This is a genomic window from Streptomyces sp. NPDC042336 (assembly GCF_055581985.1).
Genome location: NZ_JBVJEA010000007.1, coordinates 170,928 through 186,707, shown reverse-complemented (window position 1 = coordinate 186,707; position 15,780 = coordinate 170,928). Strand labels below are relative to the sequence as shown.

The 15,780-nt window shown below is 72.2% G+C and carries 13 protein-coding genes; 8 read left to right on the top strand and 5 right to left on the bottom strand.

Annotated elements, in window-relative coordinates; genetic code table 11:
* Window positions 1–98 precede the first annotated feature (98 nt).
* Window positions 99–1,046 (top strand): LysR family transcriptional regulator, encoded by a 948-nt coding sequence (locus tag ACZ6IM_RS17695; protein ID WP_052840267.1) that lies wholly within the window; start codon window positions 99–101, stop codon window positions 1,044–1,046.
* A gap of 13 nt (window positions 1,047–1,059) precedes the next feature.
* Here the strand turns inward: ACZ6IM_RS17695 and ACZ6IM_RS17690 are convergent, their stop codons facing one another.
* On the bottom strand, window positions 1,060–1,794 hold the full coding sequence (locus ACZ6IM_RS17690; RefSeq protein WP_469557425.1) for a TetR/AcrR family transcriptional regulator: 735 nt from the start codon (window positions 1,792–1,794) through the stop codon (window positions 1,060–1,062).
* 225 nt (window positions 1,795–2,019) lie between these two features.
* Here ACZ6IM_RS17690 and ACZ6IM_RS17685 point away from each other — a divergent pair, with 225 nt between their 5' ends.
* The gene (locus ACZ6IM_RS17685) at window positions 2,020–4,257 is read left to right on the top strand and encodes an MMPL family transporter (RefSeq protein WP_469557423.1); all 2,238 of its coding nucleotides are present in this window, start codon (window positions 2,020–2,022) and stop codon (window positions 4,255–4,257) included.
* Window positions 4,258–4,344: 87 nt separating this feature from the next.
* Here the strand turns inward: ACZ6IM_RS17685 and ACZ6IM_RS17680 are convergent, their stop codons facing one another.
* The 3 genes from ACZ6IM_RS17680 to ACZ6IM_RS17670 all read right to left on the bottom strand — a co-directional run bounded on the left by ACZ6IM_RS17680 (window position 4,345) and on the right by ACZ6IM_RS17670 (window position 8,666).
* Complete coding sequence (locus ACZ6IM_RS17680) at window positions 4,345–5,016, bottom strand: CBS domain-containing protein (RefSeq protein ID WP_052840264.1); 672 nt, start codon at window positions 5,014–5,016, stop codon at window positions 4,345–4,347.
* On the bottom strand, window positions 5,013–7,175 hold the full coding sequence (locus ACZ6IM_RS17675) for a SpoIIE family protein phosphatase (RefSeq protein ID WP_469557421.1): 2,163 nt from the start codon (window positions 7,173–7,175) through the stop codon (window positions 5,013–5,015). The genes ACZ6IM_RS17680 and ACZ6IM_RS17675 overlap by 4 nt, the downstream gene beginning before the upstream one ends.
* A gap of 132 nt (window positions 7,176–7,307) precedes the next feature.
* A complete protein-coding gene (locus ACZ6IM_RS17670) occupies window positions 7,308–8,666 on the bottom strand; it encodes a family 43 glycosylhydrolase (RefSeq protein ID WP_469557419.1) in 1,359 nt (452 codons plus the stop codon).
* A 237-nt stretch (window positions 8,667–8,903) separates the two neighbouring features.
* On the opposite strand from ACZ6IM_RS17670, the gene ACZ6IM_RS17665 reads away from it, so the two are divergent.
* Genes ACZ6IM_RS17665 through ACZ6IM_RS17640 form a run of 6 tightly spaced genes read left to right on the top strand, consistent with a single transcriptional unit; the run spans window position 8,904 to window position 15,428 of the window.
* Window positions 8,904–10,169, top strand: coding sequence for an ROK family transcriptional regulator (locus ACZ6IM_RS17665; RefSeq protein WP_052840261.1), 1,266 nt, complete (start codon window positions 8,904–8,906; stop codon window positions 10,167–10,169).
* A complete protein-coding gene (locus ACZ6IM_RS17660) occupies window positions 10,156–11,037 on the top strand; it encodes an ABC transporter permease (protein ID WP_052840260.1) in 882 nt (293 codons plus the stop codon). Before ACZ6IM_RS17665 ends, ACZ6IM_RS17660 begins: the two co-directional genes overlap by 14 nt.
* The gene (locus tag ACZ6IM_RS17655; protein ID WP_469557416.1) at window positions 11,034–11,846 is read left to right on the top strand and encodes an ABC transporter ATP-binding protein; all 813 of its coding nucleotides are present in this window, start codon (window positions 11,034–11,036) and stop codon (window positions 11,844–11,846) included. The genes ACZ6IM_RS17660 and ACZ6IM_RS17655 overlap by 4 nt, the downstream gene beginning before the upstream one ends.
* A gap of 20 nt (window positions 11,847–11,866) precedes the next feature.
* Window positions 11,867–12,868, top strand: a complete 1,002-nt coding sequence (locus ACZ6IM_RS17650) for an aliphatic sulfonate ABC transporter substrate-binding protein (protein ID WP_052840258.1) — start codon at window positions 11,867–11,869, stop codon at window positions 12,866–12,868.
* Window positions 12,865–14,406 carry a sulfatase-like hydrolase/transferase gene (locus tag ACZ6IM_RS17645; RefSeq protein ID WP_469557414.1) on the top strand — a complete coding sequence of 514 codons (1,542 nt, stop codon included), beginning with the start codon at window positions 12,865–12,867 and terminating at the stop codon, window positions 14,404–14,406. Before ACZ6IM_RS17650 ends, ACZ6IM_RS17645 begins: the two co-directional genes overlap by 4 nt.
* A gap of 32 nt (window positions 14,407–14,438) precedes the next feature.
* Window positions 14,439–15,428 (top strand): formylglycine-generating enzyme family protein, encoded by a 990-nt coding sequence (locus tag ACZ6IM_RS17640; protein ID WP_052840257.1) that lies wholly within the window; start codon window positions 14,439–14,441, stop codon window positions 15,426–15,428.
* On the opposite strand, the gene ACZ6IM_RS17635 is transcribed toward ACZ6IM_RS17640, so the two are convergent.
* The gene (locus ACZ6IM_RS17635) at window positions 15,403–15,747 is read right to left on the bottom strand and encodes a hypothetical protein (protein ID WP_052840256.1); all 345 of its coding nucleotides are present in this window, start codon (window positions 15,745–15,747) and stop codon (window positions 15,403–15,405) included. The genes ACZ6IM_RS17640 and ACZ6IM_RS17635 overlap by 26 nt on opposite strands.
* Window positions 15,748–15,780 lie beyond the last annotated feature (33 nt).

Here is a 15,780-nt window from a genome sequence, read left to right as displayed (position 1 = left end):
CGGTAGGGACGCACCGCTGCGCGTGTCCATCGCACGGATTCGACGCTGCTGTACGTCAAAACCGTACAGGACCGGGGTGTGCGCCGTACCATCGCCGCGTGCTCAACTCCGGACGACTGCACCTGCTCAGCCAGCTCGACACGCTCGGCACCGTCCGGGCGGTCGCCGACACGCTGCATCTGAGCGCGTCGACCGTCTCCCAGCAACTGGCGGTGCTGGAGACCGAGACCCGGTGCCGGCTGATCGAGCGGACCGGGCGGCGGGTGCGGCTGACCCCGGCCGGGCTCCTGCTGGCCCGCCGGGGCCGGGAGATCCTGGACCGGATGGCCGACGTCGAGGCCGAACTGCGCGCCCTGAACGACGAACCCATCGGGACCGTACGGCTCGGCGTGTTCCAGAGCGCGATCTACAGCCTCGCCGTCCCGGCGGCGAACCGGCTGGCCACCACCCATCCGCACCTGCACCTGGAACTCGTGGAGATGGAGCCGCACGAGAGCGGCCCCGCCCTGCGCTCGGGCGAGGCGGACGTCATCGTCACCACCACCGACTACTCCGGCCTGACGTGGGGCGCGGACCTGGAAGTGATGTCGCTCGGCAGCGACCCGGTCGTCCTGGTGCTGCCGCTCGGCCATCCGCTGGCCTCCCGTACCGCGGTGAACCTCGCGGCCTGCAAGGAGGAGACCTGGGCCTGCGACCGGCCGCAGTCGTACATGGCGGACCTGACCGTCCGGCTGTGCCGCGAGTCGGGGTTCGAACCCCGGGTGGCCTGCCGGTTCAGCAACTACCTCATGCTGCTGCGGCACGTCGAGACGACCGGGTCGGTCGCCCTGCTGCCCGGCCTCGCGGTCACGGCGGACCACGCCGTCGTCACCCGGCGGCTGAGCCCACCGCAGCACCGCAACGTCGCCGTCGTGGTGCGGCACGGCACACCGCGGCGCGCCGCGGTGAACGCGGTCATCGCCGCCCTGCGCGACCACCCCGAGATCGAGGCCCTGTCCGCCCCCGAGCCCTCCCGTGCCGACGGGGACGACGACCGCCTCCCCTGAGAGCCGTCCGCCGTCAGGCGGCGGGAATCCGGCGGTGGACGTCCTCCAGCATCATCCGGACCGAGGTGCGGAAGACCTCCGCCTGGTGGTCGCCGAGGAACGCGGTGTGCCCGAACACCTCCAGGACGACCAGCCCGTGCACATGGCCCCACGCGCTCAGGAAGAGGGCGACCGCGGCGGCCGGCAGGTCTGGCTGGGCGTGCACGGGGAGCCGTTCCAGCTGCTCCCGGTACGCGGGCGAGAGCGGGGGGACGTCGGCCGCGGCCAGCTGCGCCGGGGTGAAGCCGGCGAACAGCTCGCGCTGGAAGATCGCGCCCATCCGGCGGACCGCCTGCGTGGTCGGGCCCTCGGCGGGTGCCGCGTAGTACCGCAGGGGCGTCCCGTAGAGCAGCTGGAAGTGCTCCGGACGCGCGACGCCCCAGTCCCGGTAGGCCTCGGCCACCACGACCGGGCGCGGTGCGCGGGGGTCCTCGCCCACGTTGTCGGCGGCGGCCTGCAACGCGTCGGCCAGGTCGTCGTACGCCTTGGTGATCAGGGCGGTGACGAGGGCGTCGCGGTTCGGGAAGTAGTGGTAGAGCGCCTGCACGGTCATGCCCAGACCGCGGGCGACCGCGCGCAGGGACAGGGCCGCGGGCCCGTGTTGGCCCAGGTGCTGCTCGGCGGCGTCGAGTATCTCCCGGGCCGCGGCGGTCCGGCGCCGCTCGCGGAGGGAGACGGGAGCCGTGGTGGGGTGCCGGTCTGCGGTCATGCGGCGAGCCTAGGGCGGCACGGCCTGATGAGGCGTCAAGAAGCCGAACACTGTTAGGTAAATCTCACACGGCCAAACAACGCGGCGTCTCACTAACGTCGTGGTGCGGCGGCGCGGGCCCCCGAGCGCGCAACTCCGGCCGCATTCCGTCGCCTTCACCGCTTCACCGCTTCATCGCCGCACCGCGCTTCGTCGCGCTTCGTCGCAAGAAAAGGGAGAACGTGCGTGTTTGAACGCATAGCCGAACTGGCGATCCGCCGGGCCCGGCTGGTACTCGTGGTCGCCGTCGTGGCCGTGGCGCTCATGGGTGCCGTCGGTGCCGGCGCGTTCGGCGAGTTGAAGGGGGGAGGCTACGACGACCCGGCCTCCCAGTCCACCAGGGCCGGGAAGGCCATCGAGGAGAAGTTCGGCGGGGAGACGAACCTGGTCCTGCTGGTCCGCGCCCCCGAGTCGCGCGTCGACGCGCCGGACGCCGAACGCGGTGGCCGGGCCCTGGTGGCCGACCTCAGGGACGACCCGAACCTCGACAACGTGGTCGCGTACTGGGACGCGAAGGAGCCCGCCCTGCGCTCCGAGGACGGCCGAGAGGCCCTGGTCCTCGCCCATGTGAAGGGCGACGAGACCCAGCAGCGGGAGAACGCCAGGACCGTCGTCGACGACTACACCGGAGCCCACGAGGGCGGGCTCACCGTCCGGGCCGGAGGCGGCGCCGCCGTCGGCAACGACATGGAGACGCAGACGCCCAAGGACCTCGTGCTGGCCGAGGCCATCGCCGTACCGCTGACCCTCCTGCTGCTCCTGGTCGTCTTCGGCAGCGTGGTCGCCGCGCTCCTGCCACTGGCCATCGGGACCATCGCCATCGCGGGCACGTTCGCCGAACTCGCCCTGCTCGGCGGCTCCGTCGACGTGTCCGTGTCCGCGACCAACCTGACCACGGCCCTCGGTCTCGGCCTGGGCATCGACTACGCCCTGCTGATGATCAGCAGGTTCCGGGAGCAGCTCGCGACCGGCTCCACCGTGGACGACGCCGTCCGTCACACGGTCCGCACCGCAGGCCACACGGTCGCCTTCTCGGCCGCCACGGTGGCCGTCGCGCTCGCGGCGCTGCTGGTCTTCCCGCAGTACTTCCTCCGCTCGTTCGGCTACGCCGGGGTCGGCGTCGTCGCCATCGCCGCCGTCGGCACGCTCTTCGTGATGCCGGCCCTGTTCGTCGTCCTGGGCCACCGGGTCAACAGCGGGCGGCTGCCGTGGGCCAGGCGCACCCGCACCGCCACCCGGGCACCCCTGTGGGGACGGCTGGCCGGCACCGTCATGCGGCGCCCCGCGCTCACCGCGCTGCCCGTGCTGGCCGTGCTGCTGGTGGCGGCGAGCCCGCTGCTCGGCATCACCCTGGGCACCCCCGACGAACGCGTGCTGCCCGAGGACGCGCAGAGCCGCCAGGTCGCCTCCGTGCTGCGGGAGAAGTTCGCCGGCGACGACGACGCCGCCCTGCACGTCGTCATCGACGCCTCCGTGGACAAGGCACCGCTGGGCTCCTACGCGGCCGAACTGTCCGGTCTCCAGGGCGTGATCCGCGTCGAGACCGGCACGGGAACCTACGTGGAGGGACGGGCCGCGGCCGCCGGACCCGGCAACGCGGCCCTCAGCCGCCCCGACGCCCAGCGCGTCACCGTGGTCAGCGGCCTCACCCCGAGGTCGGACGAGGCCCAGGAACTGGTCGACGCGGTGCGGGCCGTCGCCCCGCCCGCCGGGACCGAGGCGCTGGTGGGCGGCGGGGACGCCGAGCTGGTCGACTCCAAGGAGTCCATCAGCGGCCGGCTCCCGCTCGCCCTGGGCCTGGTCGCCCTGACCACCTTCGTCCTGCTCTTCCTGTTCACCGGCAGCGTCGTACAGCCGCTGCGCGCGCTCGTCCTGAACGTGATCAGCCTGGGCGCGACCCTCGGCGTCATGACCTGGATCTTCCAGGACGGCAACCTGGCCTCGCTGCTCGGCGTCACACCGCAGCCGATGGAGGCGTCCATGACGGTGCTGATGTTCTGCATCGCCTTCGGCCTCTCCATGGACTACGAGGTGTTCGTCACCAGCCGGATCAAGGAGCTGCACGACCGGGGCGCGGACAACCGCACCGCCGTGACCGACGGCCTCGGGCACACCGGACGCATCGTCACCGCGGCGGCCTGCCTGCTCGCGGTGAGCTTCTTCGCCTTCGGCACGGCGAAGATCAGCTTCATGCAGCTGTTCGGGCTGGGCAGTGGACTGGCCATCCTCATCGACGCAGTCGCCGTACGCGGTGTCCTCGTCCCGGCCGCGATGCGCCTGCTCGGCCGGTCCGCCTGGTACGCGCCGCCCTTCCTGCGCAGGTTCCACGGGCGGTTCGGTCTCAGCGAGGGCGGCCCCGCGCCGGTCCCCGCTCCGGCGGCGACGGTCCCGCCGTCCGGGGTGAAGGACTCGACCGGAGTCTGACCCGCTCCGGCCCGTTACTCCGCCCGTGTCCGCGTCCCCTCCCCCGGGAAGCGGGCACGGGCGGGCGTCCGCCGCCCGCGCGGCAGGTCAGGAGCCGACGGCCGCCGGGTCCTCGGCGCCGGCCTCGCCGGCCGGCCGGAACTCCACGGCGACGACGCCGTCCACGCTCCGGCAGTGCTCCTCGAGCAGCGGGGCGGACACTCGGTCCGGGAGCCGGCCGCTGAGCACGACATGGCCGTGCGTCACATCCACCTGCACCGAGGAGGGCGCCAGACCGAGCGCCTTGACCAGGGCCTCTTCGATGATCTCGGTGCGGATCGCGCGGTCCGTGCGCAGGAAGACCCGCAGCAGGTCGCTCCGGCTGACGACCCCGGCCAGCCGCCCGTCCTCGTCCACCACCAGGAGCCGCTTGATGCGGTGCCGCGCCATCACGCGGGCGGCGTCCACGACGCTCCAGCTCTCCCGGGCGCACAGCGCGGGTGAGGTCATGAGCCCGGCCGCGTCCGTGGCGCCCGCCTTGGCGGCCGAGGCCCGGGACCACTCGGCGTGCTCGGGGGAACCGTCCGGTTCCCCGCCCCACATCTTCTGCAGGAGGTCGGCCTCCGACACCACCCCCACCGGGCGGTTCTCCCCGTCGACGACCGGCACCGCCGTGATGTCGTACTCCAGCAGCAGGTGGGCGATCTCCTTGAACGGGGTGCCCCGCTGCACGCGGACCACGGCGTCGCTCATCAGATCGCGCACCCTCTGGTGTTTCATGAAGGGTCTTCTCCTCCGCTGCCGGCCCGCTTCGACCGGCGTTCGTCCTTCTTGCCCGTGAAAACGATCGAGTGGCTCCGGGAGTGCCCCGCCGCCCGCGCGGGCGGCCCGACGAGGACCAGGGCGATGTCGTCGCCCGGGGTGGGCGCGTGCCGGATGAGGGTGTCCGCCATGGCGTCCAGGTCCTCCGGGTCGCCGTGCTCCAGGAGCCCGGCGAGGGCCGCGATCGCGTCGTCGAGGTCGACCCCGGGCGCCTCGACGAGTCCGTCGGTGTAGAGGGCGAGCACACTGCCGGGCTGCAGCGGGAAGTCCAGCGCGGGGTACCAGGCGTCCCGCTCGATGCCCAGCAGCAGACCGGGCGGCACGTGCAGGGGTTCGACATGCCCGTCCGCGTGGCGCAGCAGCGGAGGCGGGTGCCCCGCGAGCGCCACGCAGGCGCGGTGCGTGGCGAGGTCGAGGTGGACGTAGGCGCAGCTGGTGAACAGACCGGGGTCCAGGTCGGTGAGCAGCCGGTTGGTGCGGGCCAGCACGTCGTCGGGGGGTGCCCCCACGGTGGCGTTGGCGTGCACGGCGGTGCGGACCTGCCCCATGAGCGCCGCGGCGTCCACGTTGTGCCCCTGCACGTCGCCGATGGTGACGCTCGCGGTGTGCTCGTCCAGCCGGATGACGTCGTAGAAGTCGCCGCCGATGCCCAGACCCCGGGCGGCCGGGAGGTAGCGGGCGGCGACGTTGAGACCCGGCACGTCGGGGAGGGTGTGGGGCAGCAGGGCGGACTGCAGGCGGTGGGCGAGGTGGTGCTTGGCGTCGTAGAGCCGGGCCCGGTCCAGGGCCTGGCCGACCAGTCCCGCCAGTGAGGTGAGGGCGGCCCGTTCGCCCGGCGGGAAGACGTGGGGCCGTCGGTAGGAGAGCAGGAGCGAGCCGATGGGGCGACCGGAGGCGATCAGCGGCAGCAGGGCCCACGCGGCCATACCGTCCTCGTGCGTCATGGCGGGGTAGGCCGCGTGCAGCTCCTCGAAGGTCGTCCAGAATCCCGGGACGCCCGTGGCCATGACGTCGACGCCGGGGAGCGCCGAGGTGAGGGGCGTCCCGTCGAAGTGCCTCAGCAGCTCCGGTCGGTAGCCGCGCTGCCCGACGATCTTCAGGTGGCCGTCCTCCGGGGCCATCACCACCATGCCCTGCGCTCCGAGCGCCGGCATCAGCTGGTCGGCGGTCTGCTCGACCACGTCCTGCACGCTGACGGCCTCGGTCAGGGTGGAGGCCAGGTGCATCAGGTGGTAGAGCACGGTCGCGCGGCTGGGGCCCGGGGCCCGTCCCGACCGGGACGGGGACGCGTCCGCGTCCGGGCTGCCCCGGGTGATGCGCACGCTCAGTCCGGTGGCGTCCGGGTACAGCTCGAAGGACAGCCACGTCTGCGGCGGTCGTAGCACCGTGAAGGCCTGCCGCCTGCGGCTGACCAGCGCGGCGCGATAGCGGTCCTCGACGTGCGGCACGTCCATCCAGGGCAGCGCCTCCCACGGCAGCGCGCCCAGCAGCAGGGCCCGGTCGACGCCGAGCAGCTCGGCCGCCCCGGGGGTGACGAAGGTGAGGTGCCCGTCCAGGTCCAGTGCGCACGAGCCGCCGGGCAGGCGGTCCACGAACGCGGACAGCGCGGTCGCCACGGCGGGGGAGGGGGCGCGCGGGGCCGCCGGCGGGAGGGTCCGCGGCCGGTCCGGCGGAACCAGTGGTTCGCCGCGGTCGAGCGCCCGCTGCAGGCTGTCGCCCAGACGACGGCAGCCCGCCCGGATGACATCCTGCTCACCGGCGCTCAGCCGCGCGGGATGGTTCCCGGACCACAGCAGCACCAGCCCGCCGCGGACGGCGGTGTCCGAGACCAGCGGCGAGGCCGCCAGCCCGAAGTCGTACGGCAGGACGAGCGCCAGCCGCGGGTACTCGCGGGCCATCTCCTCCCGGCCGCCCGCCCACACCAGACGCCGCTCGCGGACGGCGTCCGCCACGGGCATCGGGTCCTCCAGCCCGACCCGCCGCCACGGGGCGGCCATCTCCCGCGGGACCCCCGTGACCAGGACCTGCCACACGGCGTCCTCGCCCGGTGGCAGTACGTACAGGATTCCCCCGAACGCACCGCTCGCCCGCACCACGGCGGCCATCGCGGAGTTCATCAGCGATCCGCCCGCGTCCGCGCCGGCGGGGCCGCCCGACGCCGGCCACCCCGAACACCACCCATATCTGGACACTACGCCCGTACCGCCGCGACGGCATGCGAGAGGCGCAGGCACGGGCGCCGCCGCTGCTCAGGCCCGTTCGCCGGGTCCCTCGGGCCGGCGCTGCACGTACAGCCGGCCGTCCGCCGGGCCCGTCCACTCCAGCCGTACGACGCCGGGCACCGCGGCCTCCGCGACACGCGAGGCACCCGCCCAGTAGCCGGCGGCCGGATTCAGGAAGTACGTCGCCCACAGGCCGCCCCGGTGATCGACGAAGAAGTTGTTGTGACCGGCGCCGACACCCGCGGTGTACCGCTTCGAGTACGGGCCCTCGAACCGGTCGGCCACGGCGACGATCGCGTCGTACTGGTACTGCACCCGCCCCGCGGCGGGCACGTCGTAGGCCTGGCGGACGGTGCCGTCGGCGTTGACGGACGTCCGGTCCCAGGCGGCGTGGACGAGGTGGTACTTGCCCCGGTACTTGAACACGTAGGCGCCCTCCAGGTACGGCTCGGGGGAGTAGGGCGTCTGCTGGAACCGGGGCAGGTCCGTCGTCGTGACGATGTCCTCCATGTCGTCCCGGAACTTCGCGTACAGGTCGTTGTGCAGCACGAGCCAGGCGTCGTCGCCCTCGGAGAAGAGGCCGCCGTCGATGTGGTGGTAGGCGCCGGGCTCGATGAACTTGGGGCCCCCGATGAACGAGTCGCCGAAGGGCTTGTCCAGGTTCCCCTCGACCAGCCGGTACGGCCCCTCGACGCCGCCCTCGCTCACCAGCATGAACGAGCCGACCTTGCGCGAGTGGTCGCCCATGCACGCCACGATGTACCAGGTGCCGCGGAAGTGGTGCAGCTCCGGCGCCCAGGCCTGGCCCCGCTTGCCGAACTGCTCGTCGTACCAGTACTCCTGCCAGGGTGCGACGACCGTGCGGCCGGGCCGGTTCTCCCCGGCGAATTCCGGCGACCACACCTTGCCGCGCTCGGCCCCCGGCCGGATGCCGGTCGTGTCGGCCAGCCGCCACGGGCCCTTGAGGGAGGGGGCCAGCCAGACGAAGATGCCGTCGTTCCAGGGGCCGGCGGCATCGAGTCCGGGCACCCGGGTGGTGCCCGTGGCGACGTACAGCGGGCGGCCGTCGACGACGAAGCAGTTGACGTAGGTGTCGCGCATCCAGACCGTGCCGCGTTCCTCGTCACGAGGGCGAAGCTCCAGCGGGAGGACGAACGAGTTGTCCTCCCGCGGCCACAGGTCGGCCCGGGTGTCCGCGGCGCCGTACGGCTCGGGGTCGGGCCAGTTGCGCGGGTACCGCCGGGACGCCCCGGCCGCCGTCGGAGCGGGGGGAGCCGACGGGGGAGCCGCCTGGGCGGCACTGGCGGGCAGGGTGAACGCCGCTCCCGCACCGGCGGCGCCGGCCAGCAGGGATCGTCGGCGGAGTCCGTACTCGGCATCGGTCATCAGTCGGGTTCTCCTTCGTCGTCCCCGTCCGGGAACCGGGGGCGCGGCACACGAGCCGCGTGACGGGGGCATGGCGCACAGCATGCGAACGCCCGCACATTTACGTCAACAGGGCGGACGAATAATCGCGTTGCGGCGCCCCATCCATGCCCCGGCCCACCAGGCATTGTGAACGCTTCATTGCGTCTTTCTGTCGGAGTGTTGACGGAATAATCGCGCCTCCCTACCTTGACCGGCATGCAGATGCCCAGCGGAGTGCACGCACTGGTCAGGCGGACCCACGAAGAGCGCGTCATGCGTGCGCTGCAGGAGAACGGCGCCATGAGCCGGGGCGAGATCGCCCGGGTCGTGGGCCTGTCCCGCACCACCCTCTCCGAGATCACCGGCAACCTTCTCCAGCGAGGCGCCATCGTCGTCGTGGACACCGACGCCTCCCGCCGCGAGGGCAGCGGGCGGCCGGCCGAACGGCTGGCGCTCGACCCGGCGTCGGCTCAGTTCATGGGCGTCGACTTCGGGCACCGGCGGGTCCACGTCGTCGTCGCCGACGCCTCGCACGAGATCATGGTCTCCGGCTCCGTCCGGTACGAGGACACCGCGAGCTGGCGGACCCGCACCGAACTGGCCCTGGAACTGGTCGACCGGCTGAGCGGCGAGGCCGGCGTCCACTACGGGGCGCTGCAGGGCATCGGCATCGGCGTACCCGGCCCCTACCCGGCCCCCGAGGGGGCGGCCTGGCCTCGCGCGACCACCGGGACCACCGTGCTGCGCCCGGCGCCCGAGGGCGTCGACGTGGCCTTCGCCGAACGCTTCGACGCCCCGGTGATCGTCGACAACAACACCCGCCTCGCCGCCCTCGCCGAGGCGATCAGCGGCGCCGACAGCGTCGCCGACCTGGTGTACGTGCGGCTGTCGGACGGTGTCGGCGGCGGTCTCGTCGTCGGCGGCCAGCTGGTGACGGGATCGTCCGGGCTGGCCGGCGAGCTGGGACACGTGACCGTCGAGCCGGCGGGCCGCCCCTGCCGCTGCGGCAAGCGGGGCTGTCTGGAGACCGTGGCCTCGGTGCCCGGGATCCTCGCCGCCTGCTGGGAGTTCGGCCTGCGTCTGGAGAACCTGGACGACCTCGCGGCCGCCGTGCGCCGGGCCCACCCCGTCGTGGACCGGGTGCTGCGGGAGGCCGCGGGGGCACTGGGCCGGGTGGTCGGCGCCGCGACCATGATGCTGAACCCGGCGAAGGTGGTCGTCGGCGGCGAGATCACCCGGCTGGCGCCCGTCCTCGTGGAACAGGTCGCCGCCACCCTCGCCGCCGAGATCTTCCCCACCGCGTCGGCCGGTCCCGTCGTCGCCGCCGCCCGGCTCTCCGACGACGACGGCGCCATCGGCGCGCTGGCCGCGGTCTTCCACAGCTCACCCCTCCTGGCGAGGTACCCCGAAACCGCCGACGTGAAGGGCCGTTCCGATGCACCCGACTCCGCCACCGAAGGAGCCGCCCATGTCCGTCCTTGACAAGCGGGGCGCCGGCCAGCGGCACCCGAGGACCGAGAAGCGGCCCGGGGCCTCGCCCGGCGCCGAAGCGAGCGACAACCCTGCGGGCGGGGCCAAGTCCGCGCAGGAGCAACCGCGTTCTGGCCGACGCGGGGTGCCCCTGGCTCTGAACGCCGTGTCCGTCGCGCTCGGCATCGCCGTCTGGTGGGCCCTCGCGTCCGCAGGTTTCAAACTGCCGACACCACCGGAGGTCGTCGACCGCGCCGGCACGCTGATCAGCGACGGGACGCTGGCCGACGACGCCCTGGCCAGCCTCACCCGGGTCCTCGTCGGCTTCGCCCTGGGCACGGCCGTGGCCGTCCCGGTGGGCTTCCTGATGGGCTGGTACGGCATCCTGCGCGGCCTGATCGAACCCTGGATCCAGTTCTTCCGCACCATCCCGCCGCTGGCGATCATCCCGCTGGCCGTGGTCGCCATGGGCATCGACGAGACGCCGAAGATCTTCGTCATCTTCCTCGCCGCGTTCCTGGCCTGCGTGATCTCCACCTTCCAGGGCGTGGTGAACGTCGACCGCACACTGATCGACGCCGCCCGGGTACTGGGCGCGGGCGACGCCACCATCTTCGCTCGCGTGGTGGTGCCGGCGTCCACTCCCTTCATCCTCGTCGGCATGCGGGTCGGCCTCGGCTCGGCCTGGGCCACCCTGGTCGCCGCGGAGCTGATCGCCGCCCAGGAGGGCCTCGGCTACCGCATGCAGAACGCCCAGCTCTACTACGACCTCCCGACCATCTTCGTCGGGCTCATCTCGATCGGGATCCTCGGTCTCCTCATGGACCGCGTCCTCCTCCTCGCCGAACGCAGGCTCACCCGATGGCAGGAACGCCGATGACCAGCACCCCCGCCAAGATCTCCGTCCAGCACGTCACCAAGACCTTCTCGCTGGGCCGGGAGACCTTCACCGCCCTCGACGACGTCTGCCTCGACATCGCCGACCACGAGCTCGTCACCGTCGTGGGCCCCTCGGGCTGCGGCAAGAGCACCCTGATGAACATCCTCGCCGGACTGGAGACCCCCACGGCGGGCCGTGCCCTGGTGGACGGAGCGCCCGTGTCCGGACCCGGCCCCGAGCGCGGCGTCATCTTCCAGCAGTACGCCCTCTTCCCCTGGCTGACGGTGCGTCAGAACGTCGAGTTCGGCCTCAGGACCACGGGCGTGCCGAAACACGAACGCCGGGCCCGGGCGGAGCACTTCATCGAACTGGTCGGCCTGGAACGCTTCGCCGACGCGCTCCCCAAGACCCTCTCCGGTGGCATGCGCCAGCGCTGCGCCATCGCCCGCGCCTACGCCGTCGACCCCTCGATTCTGCTGATGGACGAACCCTTCGGCGCGCTCGACGCGCTCACCCGGGTCAAGCTCCAGGAGCAGCTGCTGAAGACCTGGAGCCAGGACAAGCGCACGGTCCTGTTCATCACCCACGACGTCGACGAGGCCGTGTTCCTGGCCAACCGCGTCGTCGTGATGGCCGCTCGTCCAGGCCGCGTCTACGACGTCGTCGACGTCGACCCCGCCGTCGAGCGCGACGAGGCCTTCCGGCTCAGCCCCGAGTTCGCCGCGCTGCGCAACCGCGTGTGGCACTCCGTCTACCACCAGGAAGGCCGCACCGCCGCCCTTTCCGGTGCCCACTTCCCGACGCCATGACCCGGAAGGGACTCCCCGCCATGTCACCCGCCCTCACCCGCAGAAGCCTCACCACCACCCTCGCCGGCGTGGCCGCGATGGCGCTGCTCGCCGCGTGCGGCGGCGGCTCGTCCTCCGGCGGCTCCTCGGACAAGGTGCGCTTCGGATACATCAACGACTTCAACGGCGCCAGCCTGATCGCCATCGCCGAGGCCAAGGGCCTGTGGAAGAAGCACGGGCTGTCGGCGGACGCCAAGGTCTTCACCAACGGGCCGCTCCAGATCCAGGCCCTGGGCACGAACAACCTCGACTTCGGCTACATAGGCCCCGGCGCCATGTGGCTGCCCGCCTCCGGCCAGGCCAAGGTCGTCGCCATCAACACCCTCGGCAACTCCGACCGGGTCCTGGCCCAGCCGGGCATCACCTCGATGCGGCAGCTCAAGGGCAAGACCGTCGCCGTACCCGAGGGCACCTCCGGCGACATGATCCTCTCGCTCGCCCTGGAGAAGGCCGGGATGACCAAGGAGGACCTGAAGGTCGTCCCGATGGACCCGTCCACCATCGTGTCCGCCTTCTCCTCCCGGCAGGTCGACGGAGCGGGCTTCTGGTACCCGGCCGCGGCGACGATCAAGAAGCAGGTGCCCGACCTGGTCGAACTCGCCAAGAACGCCGACTTCGAAGCGGACGTCTCCTTCCCCACCGCGTTCGTCGCGGGCAACAAGGTGGTGGCCGACCAGCCGGAGAAGACCAAGAAGGTCCTCGCGGTGCTCCGCGAGGCCATGACGTTCCGCTCCGAGCACACCGACGAGGCGATCAAGCTCACCGCCGGCAAGCTGAAGATCCCCGTCGCCCAGGTCCAGGCGGACGCCGCGAACAACAAGGTGCTCAGCGTGGCCGAACTCGACAAGCTGACCCGGGACGGCACCGTCGTCTCATGGCTGGAGGGCATGAACGACTACTTCGTCGACGCCGGCAAGCTCAAGAAGCCCGTCGATCCGAAAACCTACTACACCGGCGACCTCTTCACGGGGGCGGGCAAGTGACGCGAGCGAACCAGCCCGGCACCGGGACCGGCAGCCGGTCCGGCGCGTCCCGGAAGAACATCCTCTTCCTCATGACCGACCAGCACCGCGCGGACACCCTCGGCGCCTACGGCAACCCGCTGGCCCACACCCCCGTACTCGACGAACTGGCCGCCACGGGAACCCGCTTCGACCGCTGGTACACCCCCACCGCCATCTGCACCCCCGCCCGCGCCAGCCTGCTGACCGGCCAGGCACCCTTCCGGCACAAACTCCTCGCCAACCACGAACGCAACGTCGGTTACCTGGAAGACCTGGCCGAGGACCGGTTCGCCTTCTCCCGGGCACTGCGCGAACACGGTTACAACTGCGGCCTGTTCGGCAAGTGGCACGCCGGAAACCGCCGCACGGCCGCCGACTACGGCTTCGACGGCCCCGAACTGCCCGGCTGGCACAACCCCGTCGACCACCCGGACTACCTCGCCTACCTCGCCGAACGCGGACTCCCCCCGTACGAGATCAGCGACCGGGTGCGCGGCACCCTGCCCAACGGCGGCCCCGGCAACCTGCTGGCGGCCCGGCTGCACCAGCCGGTCGAGGCCACCTTCGAGCACTACCTGGCCACCCGCGCCATCGAGCGGCTGGAGCACTACGCCGCCGACGCCCACGAGCAGGACCGGCCCTTCTTCCTGGCCCTGCACTTCTTCGGACCGCACCTGCCGTACATCCTCCCGGACGAGTACTTCGACCTGGTCGATCCCGCGGACGTGGAACTGCCGCGGTCGGTGTCCGAGACCTTCGAGGGCAAGCCCCCGGTCCAGCGCAACTACAGCGCGCACTGGACCTTCGACACGATGCCGATCGAGACGACCCGCAAGCTCATCGCCGTCTACTGGGGCTACGTGGCCCTCATCGACCGGCAGATCGGCCGGGTCATGGCGGCCATGGAACGGCTCGGCCTCGTGGACGACACGGCGGTCTTCTTCACCTGCGACCACGGGGAGTTCACCGGCTCCCACCGGCTGCACGACAAGGGCCCCGCGATGTACGAGGACATCTACCGCACACCCGGTCTGCTCCGGGTACCGGGCGCACCCGGCGGTCAGGTGCGCGACGAGTTCGTCAGCCTCCTCGACTGCACCGCCACCATCCTCGAACTGGCGGGCCTGGACCCTGAACCCGCCGTCGACTCGCGCAGCCTGCTGCCCCTGGTGCGCGGCGAGACGGTGGAGTGGGACGAGGACATCGTCTGCGAGTTCCACGGCCACCACTTCCCCTACCCCCAGCGCATGCTGCGCGAGGACCGCTACAAACTCGTCGTCAACCCCGACTCCGTCAACGAGCTGTACGACCTGCACACCGACCCGGACGAACTGCAGAACGTCTACGCGCATCCGGAACGGGCCGAGGTCCGCGGCCGCATGATGCGCCGGCTCTACGACGTCCTGCGCGAACGCGGCGACAACTTCTACCACTGGATGACGTCGATGTACGACGTCGGCGAGGTGGGACACGACCCGACCCTGAGCGGGCTCGACGAGTCCACCTACAAGGCGTAGCAGGCCCGAGCACGCGACCGATTCGAGGACCCATGACCAGCACTCACCGCCCGTGCTGCGCCCCCGCCACGGCACCCGCCGCCGTGGCCGCCCCGCCCACCGCGTTCCCCGCGCGGACGGGGGCCGACGCCGGACCGCGCTCGACCCGTGGACAGGTGCGCCTGCCGGGCGGGGAGTTCGCCATGGGGGACGCCTTCGGGGAGGGCTGTCCGGCCGACGGCGAGACACCCGTGCACACGGTACGTCTGAGGCCCTTCCACATCGACGAGACCGCCGTCACCAACGCCCAGTTCGCCGCCTTCGTCAAGGCGACCGGCCATGTGACCGACGCCGAGCGCTTCGGTTCCTCGGCGGTCTTCCACCTGGTGGTCGCCGCCCCCGGAGCCGACGTCCTCGGCAACGCCGCCGGCGCCCCCTGGTGGATCAACGTGCGGGGCGCCCACTGGCGCCGCCCCGAGGGCGCCCGCTCCGACATCACCGGCCGGCAGAACCATCCCGTCGTCCACGTCTCCTGGAACGACGCCACCGCCTACGCACGGTGGGCCGGCAAGCGTCTGCCCACCGAGGCCGAGTGGGAGTACGCCGCCCGCGGGGGACTGGCCGGCCGCCGCTACGCCTGGGGCGACGAACTGACCCCGGGGGGCCGGTGGCGCTGCAACATCTGGCAGGGCCGGTTCCCCCACGTCAACACGGCCGAGGACGGGCACCTCACCACCGCACCGGTCAAGTCCTACCGGCCCAACGGCCACGGCCTGTGGAACACCGCGGGCAACGTGTGGGAGTGGTGCTCCGACTGGTTCTCGCCCGCCTACTACGCCGAGTCACCGGCGGTGGACCCGCGGGGCCCCGGGACCGGGACGGCGCGGGTCCTGCGGGGCGGCTCCTACCTGTGCCACGACTCCTACTGCAACCGTTACCGGGTCGCCGCCCGCTCCTCCAACACGCCGGACTCCTCGTCCGCCAACCTCGGCTTCCGCTGTGCCAACGACGCGGCCGTCAGGTGCGGAGCAGCCGCTGCGTGATCTCGCGGTACTGCCGCAGGGCGAGCCGGAGTTCCTCGGCATGCGTCTCGGGGTCCTGGTCCTGCCAGCTCTCGTGCAGGGCACGGCGCCGTTCCGCGAGGGCGCCGGCGAGGTGGGCCGCGGCGTCGTCGAAGGCGCCCTCGGCCTCCTCCAGCGCGTCGTGCGGAGCGTCGGCGAAGGTGTTGATGGCCTTGCGGAGGCGGTCCAGGACCGCGTCCCGTTCCGCCGGCGGCAGGAGCGCCTCCGGTGCCGCGGGACGGCGCTCGGTGCGGCGCTGGTCCTGGTCCGAGGGCTGTTGTGCGCGTGTCTGGTCGTACATGTCGTATGCCGCTTTCCTGGGTCGCTTGGATCA

Excerpts from the sequence above, each read along its gene's own strand:
- ACZ6IM_RS17670 (WP_469557419.1), bottom strand. The coding sequence starts at position 8,666 with ATGACCGATGCCGAGTACGGACTCCGCCGACGATCCCTGCTGGCCGGC.
- ACZ6IM_RS17680 (WP_052840264.1), bottom strand. The coding sequence starts at position 5,016 with ATGAAACACCAGAGGGTGCGCGATCTGATGAGCGACGCCGTGGTCCGC.
- ACZ6IM_RS17640 (WP_052840257.1), top strand. The coding sequence starts at position 14,439 with ATGACCAGCACTCACCGCCCGTGCTGCGCCCCCGCCACGGCACCCGCC.
- ACZ6IM_RS17665 (WP_052840261.1), top strand. The coding sequence starts at position 8,904 with ATGCAGATGCCCAGCGGAGTGCACGCACTGGTCAGGCGGACCCACGAA.
- ACZ6IM_RS17690 (WP_469557425.1), bottom strand. The coding sequence starts at position 1,794 with ATGACCGCAGACCGGCACCCCACCACGGCTCCCGTCTCCCTCCGCGAG.
- ACZ6IM_RS17660 (WP_052840260.1), top strand. The coding sequence starts at position 10,156 with ATGTCCGTCCTTGACAAGCGGGGCGCCGGCCAGCGGCACCCGAGGACC.
- ACZ6IM_RS17635 (WP_052840256.1), bottom strand. The coding sequence starts at position 15,747 with ATGTACGACCAGACACGCGCACAACAGCCCTCGGACCAGGACCAGCGC.
- ACZ6IM_RS17675 (WP_469557421.1), bottom strand. The coding sequence starts at position 7,175 with ATGAACTCCGCGATGGCCGCCGTGGTGCGGGCGAGCGGTGCGTTCGGG.
- ACZ6IM_RS17655 (WP_469557416.1), top strand. The coding sequence starts at position 11,034 with ATGACCAGCACCCCCGCCAAGATCTCCGTCCAGCACGTCACCAAGACC.
- ACZ6IM_RS17650 (WP_052840258.1), top strand. The coding sequence starts at position 11,867 with ATGTCACCCGCCCTCACCCGCAGAAGCCTCACCACCACCCTCGCCGGC.